Source organism: Ferruginibacter sp., assembly GCF_028288465.1.
In the GTDB taxonomy this organism is placed as follows: Bacteria; Bacteroidota; Bacteroidia; order Chitinophagales; family Chitinophagaceae; genus Ferruginibacter.
This window is the reverse complement of the sequence record NZ_JAQBNR010000022.1, coordinates 58,449-80,639: the sequence shown is the minus strand read 5'-3', so window position 1 is coordinate 80,639 and position 22,191 is coordinate 58,449. Positions and strand designations below refer to the sequence as shown.

The window sequence follows — 22,191 nt, the reverse complement described above, 5'->3', positions numbered from 1 at the left end:
AAAAATCTTAATTGTAAAATTCCATTACCTCAGCCTTTGCAAAACTCTCACAAAGTTGAAATGCTTTTTGTGTCCTCAATTGTCCGGTACCACCAAACAGTAAGGATTTAAGTTTTGCTTCTTCATTTTTGTAAATCCTTACATTTTGAAAATATCCCGTAACGGCGTTGTAAGCACCAAACAAACTGCCTTTAGTAGTTTCTAATTGTTGCGTTTCATTTGTCATAGCATATTCAAAAGCGGCATCGGTCATGTTTTTAAAACAGGTGGATAATTCATCATCTTTACCAGCCTGTACATTTTGCAACACTTCTTTGTTAGGTACTAAAGCCATTTGAATCAGTTTTTTTACTTCGGGGTCTGTAATACGAATTTTAGCCCATTGATTAAAAACACCTTCTAACTGGATACTTAAATTGTTTGTAATGCCCATTAGTTTGTGGGCTTCTTCTAAGCGCTCTTTTGCATTGGCGGTATGCCTTATTTTAAAAGCATTGCTATGGTTTTGAAGGGCTGCATTTAAAGTATTATTGCAGACAATCCTAACGGGAGTAAACGCTGCGGTAATACTGCCGCCGCCATCGTGGGAAGTAGTTAAAAATAAATACTGCTCAATCAAATCATCATTCCCTACTTTGATGTAATTGGGCAATTTAGCAGTAATGAAAATTCTTTCTCCTTTGCCCAACACGCCTGCGGTTTCATATTGTATGCCATCACCGCCAACAATAGCATCAAAAAAACTGAACGCATCAATATTTTGTACCACTTCATAATCTTTACCCACCACACCTAAAACTGTTTCATTGTCGGTACGGATGGTTGCAAAATAATTGGGAACTTCTATTTCTGGAATCTTTATTTCGACGTCTTCATTGGCTGCTTCGTTTTCGTTATCAAACGTAAACAGTTTTCTTTTGGCTACGGTATAATCAAGCCCTGCAAATTTTAGTGCCTCTGCACTGGTTGGGTATCCCTCTACTATTTGCCCCAGGTCATGCCAGGCTTTTTCCTTTACTGAAAAGAAACTGTGTTTGCCAGTTAGTTCGTTGAAATTTAAATTGTGTGCCATGATTGTTGATTTTAAATTTTGAAAATAATTTTTTTATAAAAGAGCATCAGCATTTTACCAACGCCCTTTTGATTTTGTTCTAAAATGGTAAATCGTCTGCTGGTTCTAAAATTGCTCCCGCATTTTCTGTAACTGGAACTTCATTCTTTGTACTTGCCTTACCATGCAGTTTTATGGTGTTTACATGAAAGGTTAATGTGGCTTTGGCTTCACCATCTTTACCGATGTAAGCATTTACACCAACTCTTCCTTGTAACTCTACCAATGTACCTTTGGTCAGGTACTGTACAACACCCGGATTTACCCAATAATCGCATTGCACATAGGTTACTACTTTTGTTGATTCGCTACTGCCTTTTGCTTTGTAGCTGTCGTTAATTGCTATATTGAAGTTTACCACCTGTTTGTCATTTTTCAGGGTGCTGATTTTTGCATCACCTGTTAATCTTGCTGTCATTTCCATGATTGTAAATTTTAATTGTTTAATAAATGTTTAAAGTCGGCATACGCCTCGTTCGTTCTAATCGTAGCAACCCGGCCTTGAAACAGGGTTTGGCAAAAGCAAGGTTTTTGTAAAAAGAATACTACCCCACAAATATTTTCTCCGAAGGAGGCCAAACCGGGGTGGAGATTATTTTTGCAACACCCGTGGCCAGTCCCGCCCCTGCATTTTGGCGGGACGCAGACCTTGCTTTTGACAAATCCTGTCAAGAAATTTGCGTCAGATAAGGATGAATGAGTTTTTAAAAAGTTGATTCTCATAAAATCTGCTTTGCAGTATCTTTATAATTTGAAGTAGCTGGAATTGTGGTTGGTGAGGTACGAGCCAATCTCAATGACCAATCTCATTGTCCGGTGCAGTTCTCCCGGCTTATTTGCCGCAGGCGAAATGGAAATAAGGCGGGTGTACTGTGCCGGGGTCACTGCAATAATTTTTGCAAAGTCTATCTTTTGAGCAATCATTTAGTCACCTTTACAATTTGATTAATCTGGAATTATGTTTGGTTAGGCACAGCCGGTCCCGATTTTTTCGGGAAGCCAATCTCAATGACCAATATCATTATCCGGCACAGTTCTCCCGGCTTATTTGCCGCAGGCGCAAAAGAAATAAGACGGGTGTACTGTGCCGGGGTTGACTTAATATTTTTAACCGCTTTCTATTGTTGAATCTTTAAAAGAATCCGTTAGGGATAGAAACGGGAATCCTTCTGGTAAGAAGATTGTAGTGAAAAGCCCGACCGCCAGGGAACGGCATAATTATTTGTACTTTACTTACAGTTTTTAAGACACAACAAAACTTATTACAGTTGTTTCATTTTACCTGAAATTTGCCCCCTATGCCTATATACAGTTTAAAGGAAGGTTATTATCTATACCATGATGTGGAGTTTGTATTAAATCAAATTGGCGAATTATATGAAGTTGATGTAAAGGATAATACAGCAACGGCAGTAAGCATAATGGAAATTGATAAGAAAAATCATTTTGCCTCACCCGAGAGTAAAGACAGATTCAATGCCATCGTTCCAAAAATAAAAGCGTTGCATACCAGTATGTATCATTTACTGGAGAGCATTTACAGGGCTTCCGATAATAAAGTATTCGACACCGCTGCTATCGAAAAGCGATTCCCTGATTTTAAACATTTCCGGATGCTGAATAATAAAATAAAACATTTTAATGAAGCTGATATTGATTTTATAGAAGTAGTGCTGATGGACGGAACAAAAAGCATTATAGAAATTGGTTGCCAATATAAAATTGGTGAATCATGGGACATAAAATACTATGCCCAGTTTATTATACTGTTTTTTGAGATTTTAAAAGAACTCAACATCGTTAGTTTTAATAATGATTAAACCCGTACAACATTTCTATCTTTATTTTGTAAAAGGCTTTTTGCATTTCTGAAAACCCTTTTTACCTGCGGCTTACAATACATCCGGTAAATGATAACAACTGATGAAAGAATAGTAAGCACACCAATAAAGGCAATTGAAAATTCGATACTAAATAAATCTGTAAATACGCCTGTAAGTAGTGCGCCGATGACATAGCCTAAATCTCTCCAAAATCTAAATACACCTAAACTCTTTGCCCGTTGCTGTGGGTTGGTATCTTCTGCAATGCTTGCCAAAAAAGTAGGATAAACAATTGCGGTGCCTATTCCAAGAATAACTGAGATAGCAATATAATGAGCAACGCTGCTTGAAAATATTATCAGTATAATAGCTATGCCCTGTAACAACATTCCCCAAAACAGCAAGTCCTTTTTGCAATAGATGTCAGCCAGTTTTCCAGTTATCAACTGACCTAATCCCCACACTGCCGGGTAAACGGCGGTTATAATTCCTATCTGTGCAATACCAAAACCTCTTTGTGCCAGCAGCACCGGCAGTATACCCCAAATCATTGCATCGTTCAGGTTGTTAATTAAACCGGCCTGTGTTACCGACCCTAAATTTTTATTCAGCCAGCTTGTTTCTTTAAATACATTTTTCAAAAGGGGAACGCTGCTATTTAGTTGTGCTTCTTTATTTACATGGCCACTTGTATCTTTTACAAAAAGCCATGACAATAATGTTCCTGCAATAACGAACCCAATTCCTATAATAAAAGGATATGGCCTTAACCCATAATTATTGGCAATGCTGCTGGTAGTAAAAGCTACTAATCCTAACATGCCGTACCCAGCAAATTCATTCAGCCCCATAGCAAAGCCTCTTTCTTTTTCACCTACTAAATCAATTTTCATTACCACCGTGCTGCTCCATGTTAAACCCTGGTTGATGCCTAATAAGATATTGGCAAATATTATCCAGTTCCAATTGTTTGCATACATCAAAATAAAAGGAACAGGAATACCAACCAGCCAGCCAAATACCAATAATTTTTTCCTCCCAAACCTGTTGGCCAATGCGCCTGTAAAGTAGTTGGTGAATGCTTTAAATAAGCCAAACACAATTATAAAAGATAAAATAATGGAGGTGGATGTTAAGTGAAATTCTTTCTTCGCTATCTCAGGCAGCAGTGTTCTTTCCAAACCTATCATGCCACCAACAAGTGCATTGATGAATACCAATAACCAAAATTGTTTCCAGTTTTCTTTTAAGCCTAATTGCACCACATTCATTGTATTAAATATTTTCAGGAGTTTAATTATTTACAGGAAAACCCTTGTTAATCCAATCTATTTTAATATTGTGCTGCAGGCTTAATAGTTTGTGATTGGTAAATTTCATTTCGTTTAATAATGCAAAAGCAGGCCGGATATTTGGGCAATGTTCAAATGGACAACAGCCGCAATAAATTACAATGTTCCTGTCTTTTTTCTCCTTTGCTAAAAATTGTTTCAATTTAATAAGGTTGCCTTTATCATTTGCAGGGCCAATATCAATTGAACCCTTTACCAATGCATCAGGACCAATACTAATGATTAGAGGTTTTGTATCGGTCTTATTATTGATAATGGCTGCAAGGTCTGCCGGTGGCATCAATTGGCTCGGCTTCCAGGGCTCTGTTTGTTTTAAGCTAAAGGATGCAAAAATTATAATTACTATAGGCAAAAAGCTAAGTAGTGTTTTTTTATTTTTCATGTTATTTTTTTTATAAGAATTTGATTTATGAAATTGCACACCTGTTTGCCCCGGCTTCCAAATCAATTGGGTTTACATCACTAAAATCGCCGTTAATATTTTTCTCCACAATTGAAAGATAGTTGGCAGGTGTTGGTGGAATGCGTTGCTGAATGGTATTGATAAATTCTTCTTCGCTTAATTGAAGTATGGCTACATTTTTTTTAATAATGCCGATTGTTGTTTGAATGGGAATATTGTCAAAATCTATTGGCTGACTGGTGTGGGCTGGCATTACAATTATATTTTCATCAAGTGCTAATATTTTCTGTAAAGACTGATAAAGTAATTTCGATTTTTGTATGGCTTCATCATTGTTTGCCTTCAGGTCTGGCCTGCCAACTCCACTGATAAAAAGCGTATCCCCTGTAAGCAATACTTTATCATCAATAAAATAGCTGGTACTTTCCAGTGTATGCCCTGGTGTTTGAATTGCTTTTATTTTGATATTGCCTGCATCAAAAATAGTGGTGCCGGTTACTGGCTCAAAGTTGAAGTTTACTTTGTTTGGTATTGGAAGATAAAGCGGGACATTATTTTTCTCTGCTAATTGTTTTGACCTTGAAAGATGGTCGGCATGAATATGCGTTTCCATAACATACTTTAGGGTAAGTCTTTCTTTTAATAGAAGTTCCTGATAAGCTTCAATTGGCAGCGAAGCATCTACTATTATTGCTTCCTTATTGGATGCAATGATGTAGGAAAGACAACCTTTACCAGTTCTTCTGAATTGTATTACATCAAAATAAGGGAAAGAAATTTTTGCAGTGTTCCATGCCAGGCTCCAGGCTTTCATACCACCTTGTAATGAGTACGCTTCAAAGCCTTGCATCTGTAACAAATCTGCGGCAATCATACTGGTTTTGCCACCGGCACAAATGGTTACTGCCGGTACTGTTTTATCAAGGTGCAATCCATGTAAGGCATCGGGATTATTTGCTTTTAGCTTATCGTAAGCATTCAAATAAATACTGCCCGGAATAAACCATTCTGTTCGTTCTTCAATGGGTCTTATATCAAGTATAGAAACTGCTTTACCGTTCTCTAACCAGCTTCTGAGTGTGTTGGTATTTATTTGTTGTATGCCCTCCATAATGCAAAATTTTATTGCACAAAGGTGGCACTCCTAAATGGCTAATCCTTTAACATAGGATAAATAATTACCGGTGTGCCCGGATACGGCTTAGGCTCACTTGTGTAATGCCAAGGTAAGAAGCAACATATTTTAAAGGCACTCTCATTAATACATTGGGAGCTTCGCTTAATAAGGCATTGTACCGTTCTTCTGCTGAATGAAATTGCATCCCTTCAATTCGGTTTACTGTTTCTACATAAGCTGTCTCAAATATTTTACGAAACAATCTTTCAATCTCCGGAAAGGTATCATAGATTTTGAAGAGTTGATTGGCATTAATGGCTACTACCTCACTATCCTCCAACACCTGAATTGCTTTACGACTTGGCTTACCGCTAAATAAACTTTCCACTCTTGCAACGATGTTGTTTTCAAAAGAGAAGCTCTCTGTTACATCTATCCCATCTTTAAAGTAATAGATACGGGCCAATCCTTTATTTATAAAGTAAATTGTTTTGCAGGTGTGGCCAATAGGTTGCAGGTCTTTGCTTTTTTTAATCGTAACGATACTGCTTATTGCTTGAATCGCAGCTTCCGCTTCTTTGGAAAGGGGATTGAATTTTTTGAAGTATTGAAAGAGTAAGTTCATTAGATATTTTACAATTTAAGAACTAAAAAACTGAAATTAATTTCTCTGCAAATTGTTTTATAGCGAGATTAGTTGCCCAAATATTTTTCTTAATCCCAAATTTATAATTTACGTTTTCAAATTCTAATCCAATTTCCCGGGCAATTGAATTAGAAATAGTTTGCTCAATAATGCTTCCTGATTCTACCTTTTCTTTAATAAGATGTCCGATGTTCATAACAAAACGAGCCAGGTTTGCAAACTCTGATTTATCAGGATATAAAGCTCCAATAGGTCTTTCCATTACACAAAGTGTATAGTTATCTGGCATTGATACTGCTGTCTGTCCCTGTAATTTTGAAAGTAATGCTTTACTACTACCATGAGCAACCGATTTAATTTCAACTTTATGTTTAGTTGCTTTGGGCAGTGTCAAAGTAAAGTCCTGACCAAGTGGGTCCCTAACAATTGAAATATTCAATTTCATTGTTTCAAACGTTTCTCTGAAAGCATCTTCAATATTCCCCCCCCCACTACATTTTTAATTTTTTCAATCAGTATGTCTTTTTTATCATCCATTAGTTCAAACCCGGATTTGCGTAAAGCGATTTTTATTTGCTTCCGCTGTTTTGCTGTAATATTTTCTATTATCTCTACTTCGCCCCAATTAACAGCAACATAAGGGATGCCGAGTTTCTTCAATTCCTCTTTCACCATCATTTTGCAGCGAATGCTTACCATGTATTTGATGTAGAGTTTCATTATTGTTAGCTTATTTAAACAGTTATATAAACCACTTTTATTAATCTTATAATCTATTTTGACAACAAACGTTTATTTGCTGAATATCTTTTCAGCATTTATTATTTGCACTTCTCCAAACATAGTTTTTAAACGATTTTTAATAGTTACAGTTTCAAACCCAGCTTCCGAAATTAATTGAGGCAGTAATCCTTTTGCATTGGCATCTGTTGATTTAAATCCATCAAGGCCTCTTATAATATTAAAAAGCGTTCGCTGTACCCATGATTTTGACCGGCCAAAATCTGCAATAAACAGGTCGCCGTTATTTCCTAAAATTCTGAACGCTTCCGCCAGTGTTTTTCTTTTTGTATCTGCATCAAGGTGATGAAAAACCAAACAGGAGAGTATTCTGTCAAAGGCTTTGTTCTGAAAAGGAAGCTGTGAACTATCATAATCAGGTAAGAGAATATCCAACTTCTTTTCTTTTACTTTTTGAATTGCCTTATCTAATATTTCTCTATCCACATCAATGCCTGTTACCTTCGCTTCCAGGCATAATTCTTTTATCATAATGGTTAATGTAGCTTTACCAAAGTCCAATACTTTCAGTTTTGCTGAAATATTAGCTGCTTCAATTAATACCCGTTTCATTTTCTTCGCAGGCATGGTGCGATTAATAAAGAAATCATACAATGGAGTTAACCATTTGTAGCGAAGTGCTGGTATGTATTTAGTTGTTATAATTATAATAATCTCTTTCTAAAATTAATTGCTACACATTTTGGATTAAAACTACCGGTCAAAATTGGCGGGTACTGAAACCGCTCTCCATAAAGCATTTCATTATAAATAAGGAAACTAAAGCAGGGCTCCGACCCATATAAATTATTATTCTTCTTCATGCTTCTCTTTGGCAATAAATCTTTTTTATTCCTTTGCGTTGTTGGCAGGAAAAGCAATTTTAATAGGTAATTGTTAACCCGGCACCTAAGCCCATATCACTATCATAATGCGATGAAACAGAAATATACTTTGTAGCGATATACCTCAATCCTGCCATGTATTCTTTATCCGTGTTTATCATCATGCTAAAACGCAAACGCTTTGTTACAGGCACATCATCCCTGCCAAATTGAAAACGAAATTTGCCATCACCATCTACTCTGGCATCTGCAACAAACAGCATAGGTAAGGTGTAAGCAATACCTGCTACTACTGTTCTGCGATTGTTCTTATTACTTGTTTGCCCAAACCAATTTTTCTCTTCATTGCCGAAAATGTTCTTGGGGCCACCTTCTACTTTATAGTGATAATCAAACCCAACATACGGATACCACCATTGCATACGGCCTAAGTAACGTCCTGCCATCGTTTCACTTTCGTAGCCGTGCATATCGTGATAGCCCAAATGCCAAAGTGTGCTTAGTTTCCATCTTGTATTTGCCAGCATGGCTTCTCCATCGCTGCCATTGTTTTCTATACCCAACTTTCCCATCAAATGAAACATCCTGTCATCTGCAAATAATTTTCGTTGTGCTAATTTAGGATTTGGTATTTCCGGATTGGCAGGCTGATTTTCATAAGTAAATACCCTGCCCATGCCGCTCATCATGTGGTACAAAATATGACAATGAAAAAACCAATCGCCATAAACATTGGCATTAAATTCAATGGTATCTCTTTCCATTGGCATGATGTCTATTATGTTCTTCAACGGTGCATATTCTCCCTGACCATTCAGTAGTCTGAAGTCGTGTCCGTGCAGGTGCATAGGGTGACGCATCATGCTGTTGTTGAATAAAATGATCCGCACATTTTCTCCCTTTTTTATCAGGATCTTATCGCTTTCAGAAACTGTTTTGTTGTCAAGTGTCCATACATAGCGGTTCATATTTCCGGTGAGGTCAAACTTCAATATTTTTAAAGGGCCTTCTGGCAAAGTTGTTTTTTCCGGTGCTTTAAGCATAGTGTAATTCAGTGAAATAATATCAGAAGTTTCGGCTTCCATGTTCATTCCCTGCATACTATTATTATTCGGCATTTGCATGTTATGCCCTTCATGGCTCGGCATTGTTTCTTTTGGCTTTTCTGCTTTGGGGGTTTCATCTCCGGTTATTTCAGGATACATTACTGTATTCATATCCATCACCTGGTTCTCCATTTTCATTCCTTCCATTTCAATCATGTTGCCTTTCATATCCATCATCTGGTTCATCATACGCATACCGGCAAAATATTTTGGCCGCTTCATTTTAGTTGCGGCTACTTTTTCGCCACTGCCCAACCACAAGGAAGCATGTTTGGTACGGTCTTCAGGTGTTACTAAAAATTCGTAACTTTTATTTTCTGGAATGGTTACCACTACATCATAGGTTTCAGAAGCGGCTATTATCAACCTGTCCACCTCTACCGGTTCCACATCATTGCCATCAGTAGCTACCACGGTTATTTTGCCACCTGCATACGATAGCCAAAAATAATCTGACGCCGCTCCATTGGCAATACGCAACCTTACTTTATCACCTGCTTTAAACTGTGACTGTTCATTTTGGTTTTTACCATTCAGTAAAAAATTATCGTAATACACATCTGTTAAATCCATTGCGTTCATCCGCTTCCATTCGTTGGTAACTTTTGTTTTAAAATGACCTTGCTTAATTGCTTCGGCATAGCTTTGTGTGCTACCTTTTTGTACAGCAAACCAATCTGTAGCTGCATGTAAACTCCGGTGTACTTCCTCTGGTTTCATATCTATCCATTCGCTAAGCATCATGGGAATAGTTGGTATATCCCATTCCTTTCTTTTGTTCATAATAAACATACCGTACATGCCGATTTGTTCTTGTAACCCTGTATGACTATGATACCAATGCGTGCCATGCTAGATGATGGGGAACTTGTACAAATGCGTTGTGTGTGGCTTGATAGGCATTTGGGTAAGGTTGGGTACGCCATCATATTGATTGGGCAGAATCAAACCATGCCAATGCAACGATGTTTCTTCGTCTAAATTATTGTGAACAGAAATTTCTGCCGTGTCGCCTTCAGTAAACGTGAGGGTAGGCATTGGTATCTGACCGTTTACTGCAATGGCCCTTTTTGATTTTTTTCCAAATGTTACTGTGGTATCGGCAACATATAAATCGTAACGTACTGTACGAGGTGGCGTGTTATTTGCGATTGTTTTTATGGAGCCTAAGTTTGCTTTTGGCATTTCCATATTATCCATAGGTTTATCATCCATTTTCATATTGTCCATATCCATTGATTTCCTGTTAGAAGTATCTTTGGACATTTGCATTCCATCGTGTCTATTATCTGCTGAATTTGAAACAGCTTTTGGCTTTTCCTTAATTAATTTCATACCACATTTGGAGCAATTGCCCGGTTTCGTGGCATGTATTTCAGGATGCATTGGGCAGGTGTATGTTGTGGGCTGCATTTGCATACTATCCTTCTTACCCATGTTCATTGCTATTGGTTTTGTTGTATCCTTCGGCATTTGCATATCAGCATGCTTTTGTACTACCGGCTGCTTTAAGGTTTTAGGTTTTTCCTTTACCAGCTTCATTCCGCATTTAGGGCAATTACCCGGTTGGATGGCATGTATTTCTGGGTGCATTACACAGGTGTATGTTGCAGGCTGTACCTTTTGAGTGTTTTCTTTTTTGGTCATGTCCATACCTTTCATCTCCTGAGCAGATGCAATTGAATATATTATCAACCCGAAGGCCATTACAATTATTTCTTTCATTTTACTAATTTTTATTACACCTATTTTCTTGATGAGTTGTGGCTAATTATAATCTTCCATACGCCTTTCACTTTTTTTAATACTGAGGTGGTTACACCTTTTGGTGTTTTTTTCATTTTTTAATTTTTAGCCGAAAGGCTGTCTTTTGATTGCTCAACCCAATTGATAATAATAGCTTTTTCATCTTTGCCAATCCGGGCATTTTTGTGCATCCATTTGTAAGATGATAAAGGCATAGCATTATCCTTAATACTGTTTGCAATTCCCGTCAATTTGCTTAATTGTTTTCTTGTCGAATAATTACCAAACTCACTAAAGTTCAACACTGATTTACCCTCTCTAATATGATTAGCCATTAACCATCCCATCGGTTGAATATTTACATACCAGGGATAGTTAGTGTTATTGCTATGACAATCATAGCAAGCATGCCTTAAAAACACCTGCACACTATCAGGAACCCTCACCAGTTTTGAAATATCATTTGGCAATACCTGATTGCTTACATTCCTTGCTGGTCGTATAAATTGAATGGCAATGAATACTACAAGAAGTACAAGCAATATTATCTTTACGGTTCGGCGCATGATTATTTTATTTCTTCTTTCATGGTGCCGCAGGTTGGCATTTTGCTACCTAAGTATGGATTTTTAATTTCTTTCACTTCGCTTATCCATATAGCCCCTTTACCATCATTTGCCATTGGGCAAAAATCTTTATAGAGTGTTTGCCCACCATTACCAAATGTTTTAACAAGGTCTGCCATGTCTTTACTCAGCATTACAAAATGCTCCCGTTGATGTGCAATGTTTCCGCCATTTTTCTCAATATGCTCTGCATGTTCTCTTGCATCATCTTCCACATCTTCAAATGTTTTCTTTTGGTCGGTTGAAAGAGCTGTCTTATCAAAAGTTTTAAATGCAGTTTCTAAAGATGTCCCTGCTGTTGCAGCATCGGTACTATTGTCTTTTGTAAAAGCATTCTTTAATTGTAAATATGCCGTTACAATTTCTTTAATAGAAACTGCTGCTTTTGTTTCTGCAACTGGTGGTGGCGTTGCTGTTGCAATATCAGTTTGTGGCTTTACCTTGGCCGTATCTGTTCCGCTGCTTTTGTTTTCAGTTGCTTTATCGGTACTGCTATTGCATGCAGTAAATGTAATGGCTGCAATAGCCAAGCTGATTATTATACTTTTCATTTTTCTTATTTTTAGTTCGTTATAATGCAAATAACCTCACCCGGCTTCCTGTAAAGAAAAAGCAGGGGAAGGCATAGTTTTTTGTTATAATGTTTCTTTAACGCTGCCGCAGGTAAGCATAGCACTGCCGTAATAAGGGTTTTTGATTACCTTACTACTACTACTAAGCCATGATGCTTTTTTCATTGGGCAATATTGTTGGTAAACGGGTTCTGTGGAGAGCTTTACCGTTTTGGCTAAGGCAAACATATTGGTTGATAAAGTTGCAAACTTTTCCCTTTGTACCTTAAGGTCTTTAGTCTGCGAAATTGCAGTTGCATCGCTTAATAAAGCATTACGGGGCTCGTCTTTTATTGTTTCTTTATCAATACCATTTATTGCTTTAACAATTTCTGCTGAACTTGTAGCAGCAGCATTTGCATTGCTGCTAACCAATGCATCTTTTAAATTGTAGTAGGAAGTGAGTAATTGTGAAGGCTGTATCCTGGTGTTATCCTGGGCAAAGCTATGTTGTATAAATACAGTTGCAAATAATGCAACTATAAAAAATATCTTTTTCATTTTAATCTGATTTAATGTTTAAACAAAATAATTACGGGCATGAGGATACCTCATGCCTAAAACATTAAATCAAATCATATTTGAAAACTCTGGATTGCTATGCGAATGTCGGGGGGAGGGGGATAAAAAAACCTGGCTCTATATTTTGGGGGGTAAGTCTTTGATAAATTATAGACATCTATGCCTAAGAAATTGCTGATGATGGCGGCACACACAGGTGCATCAATAACTGTTTTTGCACTTTGATTCAGGGCTTTGTCTAAACGCTGAAATTTTTGTACATCATCATTGCAACAGCCTTTTTTTTCTTTCTTTTCAGGCTTGTTTTCTTCATGCTCATGTTTTGCAGCCTGTTTATGATGGTCATGTTTAACACCATCTGCATGTTCATGAATCTCTGTCGCTTCTTCATCGTGATGATGAGTTGCATTAAATCCCATATCTGCACCCATAGCACAGGCAAAACCTACCATAGTATTCAACCCGAATACTATCAGCAGGAAAGCAGCTTTGAATTGTATGGATATGTTTCTTTTCATTACCGAAGATAAAAATAAGATAATTTTTGGAAAATCACCTATTCCCGAACCTAAAGGTAAACCAGCAGGATGATTTAGGAGTTACACAATTATGGAAAATAGTTATAGAATTATGGCTTTTATACCGCTTTAGCAATCTTCTCCATAATATGATGACTTTCGCCAAATTTGCACAGAGCATCACAATTGCTGCGAAGTTCTGAAAACAGGATGTATTTGATAACTACATTATTTTGCTTAATCGCAGGGCGGCATAATTGCAGACATACATCTTTTTCTCTTTTATCAGGGACTATCAAATAAAACACTTCATCACCATCTGCAATAGAATAACTCAAATCTGTCAGCCGCAAAATGCCTGAATAGATACTCGTACTTTTTTCCACTTCAAAGGCGGCAATCACATTATTGGTATTTTTTTGAAACCACAAAACATCAATCAATTTTACAGTGTTCAGCGTTTCTTTGTCCAAATTAATTTCAGGGAATTGCTGCAAACTCATAAACGAAAAGTTATTACCGCAATGCGACCTTGAACGGTCGTTGGATGCAGCGATAACATCATAGCCTAAAGCACTACCTATCTTCAATAAATGATATTGCATTTCGGTATGCAGGTTCTCTTCTTCTTTTTCCTGTTGCACATCCTGCTGTCGTTTCTCTATTAATTTTTCTAATTTTTTACGTTCCGGTTCTGATAAATATACATCACTGCCTAAAACCAGTTTCTGTGTTCCAATTTCAAACAATAGCCCCGCTATTGCTCCCAGGTCTGATGATAATACAGAACGGTGTTGATTATTGGTATCAATCATTACCTCCCTTAACTTTAAGTATTCACTCCAGCTACCAAGCTTCTTTTTGTCTTTGAATAGAAAATTAAAGCCGTTGATAATTGCTGTGTTGAAAGGAGGAATAATGGTAGGATGCAAAAAATATAAAATACTGGCTACCGAAGGGCCAAGCCCTTTAATTTTTAAACTATCTAGCCTTATGATTTCTTTGATTATCTGTTCTTCTGTTTTTGCATTGAGACAGTTTTCGAGAAATTGTCCAAAAGCTTGTTTGTTATTTTCATTCTCATAAATATCCGGTATCCTTAATTTGGGTTTCCAATAAAATGGGTGTGAAGCACCTTCAAAAACCTGCTTTTGCTCCGTTATGCAAGTAAGCACAAATTCTAATGAAGAACCTTTGAAATCATTCGGAAATTTTTTATTCTTAATGTCATCAATCACCTGCATTACACCCCTTCGAATTGAACGGAATGCTTTCAGGCGTTCTTCATTATTGATAAACCATGTATTGAAAACAGATTGTTTATCTTCTTTGTATTGAAGGATGATTTGGGAGAGATTGCTGTTCATACTTGTATTGAAACAGCAAAATACATCATTTACAGCAATCTTTTTTTCTTACAAAAATTGCTTTGAAGATTCGCCAGAAAAATTGCCCTATTGATTTTATTGCAGTCATTATAACATCTTTATTAGCATAATAGCACTCATCCCTATCATCAACGCATCTTCAATAATGGTGATGGTACTCATGGGCAAATTAAACACTGCACCCAAACAGGCGCATTTTATTTTACGTTTATTAGCCACACTTTGCAGAACACCGATAATACTAACAGTCATTACCACAAAGGTAACAATATTCGTTAGGATGGGGCTGAACCCGGTAAGAAAGGCAATACCCAATGCCAGTTCTGCAAAAGCATATACATAGCCCCAGCCGCTCCATTTTTTTGCCACAATATCATACATGCTGTAACTTTCTGCAAACCCTTTTAGATTCAATAATTTGAAAAAGGAAAATACCAGGAAGAAGCCAGCCATAAAATGACTCATCCACCGCATCCAGAAAAATTCCCCGTGTATATACTCAACCAGCAGTGTAATGCCAATAATGTATCCAAATATCAGCAAGATAGGCTTGTAAGTTTCTATCCATGATTTTGCTTCTTCTTCCGCAATAACAGGAGCAACAATATGTAGCTGATGATTGGTTTCTGATAACTGATATTTTGGATAATCAATTAGTGCTTCTTTCAATTCACCGGTTGCAATATGTTTATCCATTTCAATTATTGCTTCTCCTTTTGCCAAATTAATTGCTACATTCTTTGCACCAGGAACTTTGGATAATAATCCCTGCACTTTTGCCTGGCAACCTCCACATGTCATTCCGCTAACTTTATATGTATGTGTCATAGTATTTTATTTTTGTACTACAAAGTTACCATCACATTATGCCTAACCTCTTATAGAATCGTGGCAGCGATTTATACAATTTTGGGTTGTTTCTAATTTTTAAAAGCGCATTGAAGAAATAAAGTATTTCTCCAATGCTCCTGCCGATTAGCCTTTTTTCATTTTAGATTTCTTCGTTACTTCTGTCATGTCCATATTGCATTGTGAACATTTGCCCGCCTTGTCGCTGGTAACATCCGGGTGCATTGGACAGGAGTACATTTTCATTACTTCCATTTTCATTTGCTCCTTTTTCGATTTGGTTAAATCCATACCGCATTCAGAACATTTGCCTGGCTTGTCGCTTGTTACATTCGGGTGCATGGGACAGGTGTATTTTGCCTGTTGCGCCACGGCTGCTTTTTTTGCAGGCATGTTATTTTTACCTGTTTGTGCAAAACCAGCAAACGCTGTGGTTATTGCAATTAAGAGAATGATTACTTTTTTCATTTTTTTTTATTTTATGATGATGAAAGAATTAAGCTTGTTTTCTTTGATAATGGCAGCAATCAGGAAGTGCCTGATATAGGGCATTATTAGCTCTACACTTTTCTGTGTCGTTTCCAATAAAAAAAATGTTATCTTTCTAAATAAATGTTTCCCGCCCGTTTACCATGGGGTACAACTTATGCCGTAAATCTTACTTCCGACGCATCGGGTATCGGCAGCTGGAAGGAAGAGCAGTTTATAAAAGCCCTGCACGAACGCAAATGGATGGGGCTTGACAACACGAGGCCACTCATGCCGCCTATGTCAATGATGCCTGCAATCAAAATGAGTGATGATGAACTGAAAGCAATTTTTGCTTATTTAAAAACAACAACACCTGTTAAAAATATTGCACCACAGGCAGTATTGCTACCACCTGCTGCTTCTAAATCCTGATCATTACAATTATTGAAGGTTGCATATTCCAAACCGGTGCAGCTAAAGCTTTGCCTTCGCTATCGTGCGTGGCATGCCCAACAGGTGATTCGATTTGATTTGTTTTTTGCCACGCACCGTGACGATGAAACACTTTTTTACGGCGGTGTACTCTTTGATCAAATTAAAGTTAGCGGCTTCCATTTATAAGATCTTTTCCAGCAATATCCCTCGTTGGCTTTTGCAGAATGGCCGAGGATGTTGCGCAGGATTAATCACACTCGTCACTTCGTAGTAAACAACGTTCACGGCTAACGCAACGGATATGGAGGACGTTTTTGGAAGTAATAACCGTGAACAATGGCTGCAGACGAAGGAGCAAAAACTTTGGCCGCAGCCGCTACGTATTTTTTACGGGGTCCGCTGCCTGCTACTTTAGGTTGTACAAAATTGAAGGCCGATGCACATTTTTGTACGCCGTTACACACCCTGCCATACTTATGAAGCGCAGGTGCAAGTTGGCTACTGAATTTTTGCTTCGCTATTTCTTTTACTATTCTTGTATACCTGTTCGGTATTTAGCGAAGGAGTGTCGAAGCAGTCTCGAAGCAGACCAAAAGAAGGCCCGTATCAGGCAGGGTTGGCAGGGCGGGACGTAGCAATTGATGAACGCGAGCATAGGCTATCCTGCCGCAAATATAAACACCTGTGTTTTTGTCCTTAAATATTTCTTTATCTCGTATTTCTTTTATCAAAAGGGAGTATTACATTTAGACCATAACACTGTTATCACCAACGTTATCTATTGCCTGAACCGTGTACAACATTTGTTGTACGGAAAACCTAGCAACCAACCGTTTTGATCAACAAGTATAAACAACCTGCTTTTAACTTTGACCAAGAAGCGCCGGCAACAACAGCCTGAAAGCCTGCACCGGAAACCACTGCACCGTCAAGCAAACCAAACCTGCAGCAAACAGTGATGACAGCGTTGATATACAGCGGCTGCTGCACATTAACCGAAGTTCCTCCATAACCGGCGTCAAAATTTCGGTCAGCCCCGCCTGATTGTTTTTGCTGCCACAACTTGTTACATTGAAAAACCCCTATAAAAATGGAGGAGTACAAAACCTCCGGGGATCGCTTGGACAGCGGGTAGTTTATGTGTTGCTGCCGGCTGGTTTTTGTATTGGCAATTGCGGGCGGTATTGCTAGCATGGTATTGCACGTTCAACCATGATTGTAAACTTAAGAAACAGCAACTGATGGGTTAAATCCTAAAAAGGATTGCATCAATGTTGGTTAGTAAAACAGGTATGGATTTGCAATATAAAATGCCAGCTGGCGGAACCCTGCATGGTTCGGTGGCCCTCTGGAATGAGCATCGGTTTTCAAACCGATACACAAATGTCAAAAAGTACGGACGGAATTTTAGGAAAAAAGCTTTACAAAATGCTGCAATTTGCAGAGCAATTCAGTGAGGAGCAAATTGTCGTTACGCAGTCACGACAATTGACCCTGGTCGCATATTTTAGTTTTATTTGGTTTAATTACGCTGAGGCCAACCTGTATTTTCGCTTACTAAATACTTATCTGGAAAATCCAGATTTCAGTCAGGGAAAATTTCACAAGTATTCGGATTTAAGTGTTGATAAATTTCGTTTGCAAAATTGGCTTTTAAGAGAACATTTTACCAAACAAAAAATCGCTTTAAAACATACAAATTTGAGAAAGAAACATAGCCGAAAAAATATTGGTAACTATATAGCACCTAGGAAAATTGAGGAAATAAAGAGGGACAGGATGAAATTTTAGTCCCCTTTGCAATTCGCGAATATATCCTGGCAAAATAAATGTAGAATCTGCTGGCATTGTAGTATTAGTGTTCATATACCCAATAATAAAAGTTGCACAATTACTACTTGGCAATATTATCCCTGTTATTTTTTATAAAAAAACAATATCATACAACATTAGTCGTTGTTAGATAGTCCTACCATTAAATCACTAAAACCCACCAAATGAAAACTAAATCGTTTCTTATAATGGCCTTGTTTGCCCTGTTTTTTATTGTATCCTGTAAAAAACAAAGTGCACATCCTCAACTTACTTTTTCTAATAACGTTGCTCAGGGTATCGCTAATTCAAGCGGCGAATACACCATCACAGGTCATATTAGCTCGGTTGTTAGCCTTAGTAAAGTTGTGCTAACCAAAGAGGGGCAAACAACTCCTTTTCTTGTTGATGATGCCACTGCAAAAAATAAAAATGAATATGATTTTTCATACCTGGTTACGGGCATTACTGCCAATACCTACATCATCATAGATATTTTTGATCAGGGAGCCGGAAAAATAACGCAAAGGTTTTTGATAACTATCAAGTAACAGACATGCCGGGCTTAATGGTTAAAAACTCCAACTTCTGCAACGGCTATAAATTATTTCAACAATCTCTTTTAAGGGGGATTCGCTGCTACCATAATGTTTGATAAGAGCGTTTGGCAGTTGACGATTTTAAATAAGTCATAACTCTTCATTTAATACATTTATAAGGTTGCCAGTTGCAGCCTTATTTATTTTACCCTTGTCTGTAGCTGGAAGTGCGGGTGCTTTACAATATGATTATATCAGGGGGTAATTGACGGATTTTGGCGTTTGGTTAATCGACTAATATCACGACGAAGCATGCCGCTGTTTAAAGATATAAATCGAAAAAAAAATTAAAACTTGTAGGGGGCGAACATTTGCCGGTGTTCTGATTGCCCCTCCCTTAAGGAAAATTATCAATCAATTTGACTCTTATAAAACGCAGCAAACACAGGAGTGCGTCAACCGAAGGAATTGTTAACAGGCGCTGAATCAGGATCTGCGGGGTACTGCGCTCAATGAATTTATATTCATCTTCCATGTCCTCAAACCCACCGAAAATAACAGCAATGCTTGCGATAAGCAGAGGGGCCTGAATAGAAATCCTGGCCCGTACACTGTATTCTTTGAATCGCAATCTAAAAATATCAAATTGTGAACCAAAAATTGTGTGACAGGCAGGCAACTAAGCTTTGCCCAATCATCTGGGCTGGAAGCCGTTTGTACATTTATTTTACTACCAGTTCCCGGCTTTTAATACGCTGCTGTTTAATATAGAAAATTATTTTTAACTTACCACGGGTTTCATTTAAGTTAAGTAACTAAAGGGTACTGTTTGAACAGTCAGCCCTTTTTTGGTACTTTTACTAATCATACAATATTGTCCCGCATATGAAAGAAGAGACAGTACAACTCACCGTTTTAAAATGGATTGTCAGGAGCGCAGTGATAGCCATTGCCATCTTAGCTGGTTTGGTTGCTATCCGGATGGCTGGCAGATAAGTCCCCAAATAAACCGGGTGTGGTAACCTACTTTTAATGATACGCTAAAACAAAACGTTTTTCTTGAACTATAATGCCAGCCAGTACAATTTTATGTCCTCCCTTTAAAATATATTAACGTTGCTATTTTTACTATTGTTTGCTAAAAGGGTTTTGTATGGTTTTTCTATTTTACAAATTTCACTGGAAGGAATGGTCTGAAAAAAAAATTACCGATCAGGGAACCGGCATCTTTTACACCAACAAGGCTCCGGACAATCCCGATGATTTACTACGCACAATCAAACTCTTTGCCCACAAACCGGCTACTGCATTGCTGACAATTGAAGGACTTTTTAAAATAAGTAAAGCCACCTATGAGCTGGAACGGGGAAAGCCTTTTTATCTCTCTCAGCAGTAGCTGCACTTTATACATTCCGAAAATGTTCCAGCAGATGCTTGCAATAAAACGTCTGCCCGGGCACAGGAAGGCCATCACGTTTTGCATACACCTCATTCCTGCGCCGGAAACAGAGAATACTTTTCCCGGCATTTATTCGAGTGCAGGGTTTTTTATTTTTGCAGTTATCGCCGCGTCATGTAAAAACCTTCTGGAGGATGTGGTTATCCCGAGGCTTTGTTGTATTTGAAATAAATGGTACAGCGGTTGCCTCTTTGAACTTGTTGCTGTGAGAAGATCTTTGTCATTCATGTGGACAAAACCCAAAATATTTTATGTATTAATCGCCGCATTTTTTTTAACAAATGCACGGACGGAATTTTGAGGAAAAAAATCTTCGCAGAATGCTGCAATTTGCAGCGCAATTCAGCGATGACTCAATTATCGTTACACTGTCACGATAATTGGGCTGGGCGCATATTTTGGTTTTATGACGTTTTAAAAACGTTGAAGCCAAAATATTTTATCCAAACTCAATAGCCAAAGGGGTATTCATACTCAATATATCATTGGATGATATTATTTACACAGCTCATTCCAGCATGCCAATCCCTGTGAACCCGGATACGCTTGAACCGGATAGCCAAAGCCCCGGCGGCAGTACCAAAAATTATCTAAAACCTGTTTAGTGGTCTACCGCAGTGCCTGGAAATTCCTATTTTTTATCAGAGACGCAACGCCAAATATCCTTCGGCAATATTAACAGGCGGAGCTTGAGGATATTTTAGTACGCATACAATCAATAAAAAAATCATTACCCTATAAGGATATTTTAATCCTGATAGTTACTACTTCTGTGTTAGTTGGGAATTTTTTGATTTAAAAATTTCAGGTTACTTCTGTAATGTATAATCGATTTTGACCTCAGTTTTACCATCACCATCTGTATCTAAGTCTGCCCCCGTTGCTTTCAATACATCGTTTACATAAATTGAACCAACAAGATTATTATTGGTTGCCTTTGTATCTAACTTTAACGTTGTACCTGGTTGCATAGACAATGTTGTGTCTTTAGTTCCGGAAAATGGAGTGAACACATAATTGTCTGTAATGCCTTGTGTTATTTTAAACTGGTTAACATTATTTCCTGTAACAGTGTATCTCACTTTGTATGTTGTGCTGTTGGTATCTTTTTTACAGGAGAATAATAAAAAAAAGATGGAGCATGATAGGATGATTTTTTTCATAGGATTAAAATTTAGACAAACATAAATCTTTTAAACCAATATTTCAATGTATTACTACCTGGTATATCTACCAAACTGCCAGGCAGGTATTTATAATCTGAAGAGGGTTTATACCAAAGGGAGATACAATGGGCTAGGGGAAGAAAGGGGTTTTTGATGATTGGAGTACGTACCAACCCCATCTGGTCTAAGCAAACTCTTCCAACTCAGCAGGCTTGCATGACGCTTGGTAGCAAAGGTATTGTGAGTTGGCTATGCTTGTGCCAGACAACAAAGAGACCTGTCAAATTTTGAGCAGCCAATATTACCAAACAGCAAAAGCTAACAACGAAAACTAAACTCAACAACAGCACGCTTACAACTTTCTATAAAATGCCATTTATATTTTTATAGCTTTAGACCATTAGCAGTAAATATAAATTTGGGGACAGCAACAGAATGTATTTCATCAGCTTTGCAACAGTAAACTGGATAGCTCACAAACCGGCTACTGCATCGCTGACAATTGAAGGGCTTTTTAAAATAAGTAAGGCTACCTATGAGCTTGAACGGGGAAAGCCTTTTTATCTCTCTCAGTAATAGCTCCACTTTACATATAACCTAAGAATGTTCCAACAGACGCTTACAATAAAATGTCTCCCTCCTCATTCCTGAAAAGTTTCCTGATAACATCCATCTGTTCCTCCGCTGTTTCACGGCATAAGAATTATCAACAACCAAATGTCTGCACAAAAATTGGATTACATGCCGCCCGGCTGTTTTACGAACAACAAGTGAATCAATTTAGGATACCAAAGCATTTGGTGAAGTATACGAAAGGAAGAGAGTGCCGGTACAGATACCGGACCGCGGGAAGGGGGGGACCTTCT

General features: G+C 37.8%; 24 protein-coding genes and 1 pseudogene. 5 read left to right on the top strand and 20 right to left on the bottom strand.

The genetic code is table 11. From position 1 onward, the window contains the following. Positions 1-7 precede the first annotated feature (7 nt). The 3 genes from JWR61_RS10980 to JWR61_RS10970 form a co-directional block, all read right to left on the bottom strand. A complete protein-coding gene (locus JWR61_RS10980) occupies positions 8-1,072 on the bottom strand; it encodes a DUF932 domain-containing protein (RefSeq protein ID WP_301927856.1) in 1,065 nt (354 codons plus the stop codon). A 79-nt stretch (positions 1,073-1,151) separates the two neighbouring features. Then, entirely contained in the window at positions 1,152-1,529 is a 378-nt protein-coding gene (locus JWR61_RS10975) for a single-stranded DNA-binding protein (protein ID WP_301927855.1), read from the bottom strand. 326 nt (positions 1,530-1,855) lie between these two features. Then, positions 1,856-2,035, bottom strand: a complete 180-nt coding sequence (locus JWR61_RS10970; RefSeq protein ID WP_301927854.1) for a hypothetical protein — start codon at positions 2,033-2,035, stop codon at positions 1,856-1,858. Between the two features lie 374 nt (positions 2,036-2,409). Between JWR61_RS10970 and JWR61_RS10965 the strand changes: the two genes are divergently transcribed. Continuing rightward, on the top strand, positions 2,410-2,931 hold the full coding sequence (locus tag JWR61_RS10965; protein ID WP_301927853.1) for a hypothetical protein: 522 nt from the start codon (positions 2,410-2,412) through the stop codon (positions 2,929-2,931). Here the strand turns inward: JWR61_RS10965 and JWR61_RS10960 are convergent. The 15 genes and pseudogenes from JWR61_RS10960 to JWR61_RS10885 form a co-directional block, all read right to left on the bottom strand. Continuing rightward, positions 2,928-4,205, bottom strand: a complete 1,278-nt coding sequence (locus tag JWR61_RS10960) for an MFS transporter (RefSeq protein WP_301927852.1) — start codon at positions 4,203-4,205, stop codon at positions 2,928-2,930. The genes JWR61_RS10965 and JWR61_RS10960 overlap by 4 nt on opposite strands. 22 nt (positions 4,206-4,227) lie before the next feature. Further along, on the bottom strand, positions 4,228-4,668 hold the full coding sequence (locus tag JWR61_RS10955) for a rhodanese-like domain-containing protein (RefSeq protein WP_301927851.1): 441 nt from the start codon (positions 4,666-4,668) through the stop codon (positions 4,228-4,230). A gap of 25 nt (positions 4,669-4,693) precedes the next feature. Continuing rightward, positions 4,694-5,800 carry an MBL fold metallo-hydrolase gene (locus tag JWR61_RS10950; RefSeq protein WP_301927850.1) on the bottom strand — a complete coding sequence of 369 codons (1,107 nt, stop codon included), beginning with the start codon at positions 5,798-5,800 and terminating at the stop codon, positions 4,694-4,696. Positions 5,801-5,867: 67 nt separating this feature from the next. Further along, positions 5,868-6,431 (bottom strand): Crp/Fnr family transcriptional regulator, encoded by a 564-nt coding sequence (locus JWR61_RS10945; RefSeq protein ID WP_301927849.1) that lies wholly within the window; start codon positions 6,429-6,431, stop codon positions 5,868-5,870. Positions 6,432-6,453: 22 nt separating this feature from the next. After that, positions 6,454-6,897: a hypothetical protein gene (locus JWR61_RS10940; protein ID WP_301927848.1), complete on the bottom strand. Its 444-nt coding sequence runs from the start codon at positions 6,895-6,897 to the stop codon at positions 6,454-6,456. Next, complete coding sequence (locus tag JWR61_RS10935) at positions 6,894-7,172, bottom strand: hypothetical protein (RefSeq protein WP_301927847.1); 279 nt, start codon at positions 7,170-7,172, stop codon at positions 6,894-6,896. The genes JWR61_RS10940 and JWR61_RS10935 overlap by 4 nt, the downstream gene beginning before the upstream one ends. 72 nt (positions 7,173-7,244) lie before the next feature. After that, complete coding sequence (locus tag JWR61_RS10930; RefSeq protein ID WP_301927846.1) at positions 7,245-7,820, bottom strand: class I SAM-dependent methyltransferase; 576 nt, start codon at positions 7,818-7,820, stop codon at positions 7,245-7,247. Positions 7,821-8,115: 295 nt separating this feature from the next. Then, a pseudogene (locus JWR61_RS28250) lies at positions 8,116-10,776 on the bottom strand (multicopper oxidase domain-containing protein). A 251-nt stretch (positions 10,777-11,027) separates the two neighbouring features. Continuing rightward, the gene (locus tag JWR61_RS10915) at positions 11,028-11,495 is read right to left on the bottom strand and encodes a heme-binding domain-containing protein (RefSeq protein WP_301927845.1); all 468 of its coding nucleotides are present in this window, start codon (positions 11,493-11,495) and stop codon (positions 11,028-11,030) included. Positions 11,496-11,497: 2 nt separating this feature from the next. Further along, positions 11,498-12,106 carry a DUF3347 domain-containing protein gene (locus tag JWR61_RS10910; protein ID WP_301927844.1) on the bottom strand — a complete coding sequence of 203 codons (609 nt, stop codon included), beginning with the start codon at positions 12,104-12,106 and terminating at the stop codon, positions 11,498-11,500. Between the two features lie 84 nt (positions 12,107-12,190). Next, positions 12,191-12,667 (bottom strand): DUF3347 domain-containing protein, encoded by a 477-nt coding sequence (locus JWR61_RS10905; protein WP_301927843.1) that lies wholly within the window; start codon positions 12,665-12,667, stop codon positions 12,191-12,193. A 74-nt stretch (positions 12,668-12,741) separates the two neighbouring features. Further along, entirely contained in the window at positions 12,742-13,206 is a 465-nt protein-coding gene (locus JWR61_RS10900; RefSeq protein WP_301927842.1) for a hypothetical protein, read from the bottom strand. A 119-nt stretch (positions 13,207-13,325) separates the two neighbouring features. Then, complete coding sequence (locus JWR61_RS10895) at positions 13,326-14,573, bottom strand: type II restriction endonuclease (protein WP_301927841.1); 1,248 nt, start codon at positions 14,571-14,573, stop codon at positions 13,326-13,328. A gap of 108 nt (positions 14,574-14,681) precedes the next feature. After that, on the bottom strand, positions 14,682-15,422 hold the full coding sequence (locus JWR61_RS10890) for a MauE/DoxX family redox-associated membrane protein (RefSeq protein WP_301927840.1): 741 nt from the start codon (positions 15,420-15,422) through the stop codon (positions 14,682-14,684). A gap of 147 nt (positions 15,423-15,569) precedes the next feature. After that, the gene (locus JWR61_RS10885; RefSeq protein ID WP_301927839.1) at positions 15,570-15,911 is read right to left on the bottom strand and encodes a heavy metal-binding domain-containing protein; all 342 of its coding nucleotides are present in this window, start codon (positions 15,909-15,911) and stop codon (positions 15,570-15,572) included. 144 nt (positions 15,912-16,055) lie between these two features. Here JWR61_RS10885 and JWR61_RS10880 point away from each other — a divergent pair, with 144 nt between their 5' ends. Continuing rightward, positions 16,056-16,346: a c-type cytochrome gene (locus JWR61_RS10880; protein ID WP_301927838.1), complete on the top strand. Its 291-nt coding sequence runs from the start codon at positions 16,056-16,058 to the stop codon at positions 16,344-16,346. Between the two features lie 822 nt (positions 16,347-17,168). On the opposite strand, the gene JWR61_RS10875 is transcribed toward JWR61_RS10880, so the two are convergent. Continuing rightward, positions 17,169-17,543: a hypothetical protein gene (locus JWR61_RS10875; protein ID WP_301927837.1), complete on the bottom strand. Its 375-nt coding sequence runs from the start codon at positions 17,541-17,543 to the stop codon at positions 17,169-17,171. A 189-nt stretch (positions 17,544-17,732) separates the two neighbouring features. Between JWR61_RS10875 and JWR61_RS10870 the strand changes: the two genes are divergently transcribed. The 3 genes from JWR61_RS10870 (at position 17,733) to JWR61_RS10860 (ending at position 20,096) form a co-directional block, all read left to right on the top strand. After that, the gene (locus JWR61_RS10870; RefSeq protein ID WP_301927836.1) at positions 17,733-18,140 is read left to right on the top strand and encodes a hypothetical protein; all 408 of its coding nucleotides are present in this window, start codon (positions 17,733-17,735) and stop codon (positions 18,138-18,140) included. A gap of 206 nt (positions 18,141-18,346) precedes the next feature. Next, entirely contained in the window at positions 18,347-18,712 is a 366-nt protein-coding gene (locus JWR61_RS10865) for a hypothetical protein (RefSeq protein WP_301927835.1), read from the top strand. A 1,141-nt stretch (positions 18,713-19,853) separates the two neighbouring features. Continuing rightward, positions 19,854-20,096 (top strand): hypothetical protein, encoded by a 243-nt coding sequence (locus JWR61_RS10860; RefSeq protein ID WP_301927834.1) that lies wholly within the window; start codon positions 19,854-19,856, stop codon positions 20,094-20,096. Positions 20,097-20,968: 872 nt separating this feature from the next. On the opposite strand, the gene JWR61_RS10855 is transcribed toward JWR61_RS10860, so the two are convergent. Next, a complete protein-coding gene (locus JWR61_RS10855) occupies positions 20,969-21,322 on the bottom strand; it encodes a hypothetical protein (RefSeq protein ID WP_301927833.1) in 354 nt (117 codons plus the stop codon). Between the last annotated feature and the right edge of the window lie 869 nt (positions 21,323-22,191).

Coding starts and splice junctions, on each gene's coding strand:
- JWR61_RS10955 (WP_301927851.1), bottom strand. CDS start 4,668: ATGAAAAATAAAAAAACACTACTTAGCTTTTTGCCTATAGTAATTATA.
- JWR61_RS10890 (WP_301927840.1), bottom strand. CDS start 15,422: ATGACACATACATATAAAGTTAGCGGAATGACATGTGGAGGTTGCCAG.
- JWR61_RS10910 (WP_301927844.1), bottom strand. CDS start 12,106: ATGAAAAGTATAATAATCAGCTTGGCTATTGCAGCCATTACATTTACT.
- JWR61_RS10900 (WP_301927842.1), bottom strand. CDS start 13,206: ATGAAAAGAAACATATCCATACAATTCAAAGCTGCTTTCCTGCTGATA.
- JWR61_RS10865 (WP_301927835.1), top strand. CDS start 18,347: ATGAAAACTAAATCGTTTCTTATAATGGCCTTGTTTGCCCTGTTTTTT.
- JWR61_RS10860 (WP_301927834.1), top strand. CDS start 19,854: ATGGTTTTTCTATTTTACAAATTTCACTGGAAGGAATGGTCTGAAAAA.
- JWR61_RS10870 (WP_301927836.1), top strand. CDS start 17,733: ATGTCAAAAAGTACGGACGGAATTTTAGGAAAAAAGCTTTACAAAATG.
- JWR61_RS10885 (WP_301927839.1), bottom strand. CDS start 15,911: ATGAAAAAAGTAATCATTCTCTTAATTGCAATAACCACAGCGTTTGCT.
- JWR61_RS10895 (WP_301927841.1), bottom strand. CDS start 14,573: ATGAACAGCAATCTCTCCCAAATCATCCTTCAATACAAAGAAGATAAA.
- JWR61_RS10945 (WP_301927849.1), bottom strand. CDS start 6,431: ATGAACTTACTCTTTCAATACTTCAAAAAATTCAATCCCCTTTCCAAA.
- JWR61_RS10970 (WP_301927854.1), bottom strand. CDS start 2,035: ATGATTGCTCAAAAGATAGACTTTGCAAAAATTATTGCAGTGACCCCG.
- JWR61_RS10915 (WP_301927845.1), bottom strand. CDS start 11,495: ATGCGCCGAACCGTAAAGATAATATTGCTTGTACTTCTTGTAGTATTC.
- JWR61_RS10875 (WP_301927837.1), bottom strand. CDS start 17,543: ATGCTAGCAATACCGCCCGCAATTGCCAATACAAAAACCAGCCGGCAG.
- JWR61_RS10950 (WP_301927850.1), bottom strand. CDS start 5,800: ATGGAGGGCATACAACAAATAAATACCAACACACTCAGAAGCTGGTTA.
- JWR61_RS10965 (WP_301927853.1), top strand. CDS start 2,410: ATGCCTATATACAGTTTAAAGGAAGGTTATTATCTATACCATGATGTG.
- JWR61_RS10930 (WP_301927846.1), bottom strand. CDS start 7,820: ATGCCTGCGAAGAAAATGAAACGGGTATTAATTGAAGCAGCTAATATT.
- JWR61_RS10975 (WP_301927855.1), bottom strand. CDS start 1,529: ATGACAGCAAGATTAACAGGTGATGCAAAAATCAGCACCCTGAAAAAT.
- JWR61_RS10980 (WP_301927856.1), bottom strand. CDS start 1,072: ATGGCACACAATTTAAATTTCAACGAACTAACTGGCAAACACAGTTTC.
- JWR61_RS10940 (WP_301927848.1), bottom strand. CDS start 6,897: ATGAAATTGAATATTTCAATTGTTAGGGACCCACTTGGTCAGGACTTT.
- JWR61_RS10855 (WP_301927833.1), bottom strand. CDS start 21,322: ATGAAAAAAATCATCCTATCATGCTCCATCTTTTTTTTATTATTCTCC.
- JWR61_RS10935 (WP_301927847.1), bottom strand. CDS start 7,172: ATGAAACTCTACATCAAATACATGGTAAGCATTCGCTGCAAAATGATG.
- JWR61_RS10905 (WP_301927843.1), bottom strand. CDS start 12,667: ATGAAAAAGATATTTTTTATAGTTGCATTATTTGCAACTGTATTTATA.
- JWR61_RS10880 (WP_301927838.1), top strand. CDS start 16,056: ATGTTTCCCGCCCGTTTACCATGGGGTACAACTTATGCCGTAAATCTT.
- JWR61_RS10960 (WP_301927852.1), bottom strand. CDS start 4,205: ATGAATGTGGTGCAATTAGGCTTAAAAGAAAACTGGAAACAATTTTGG.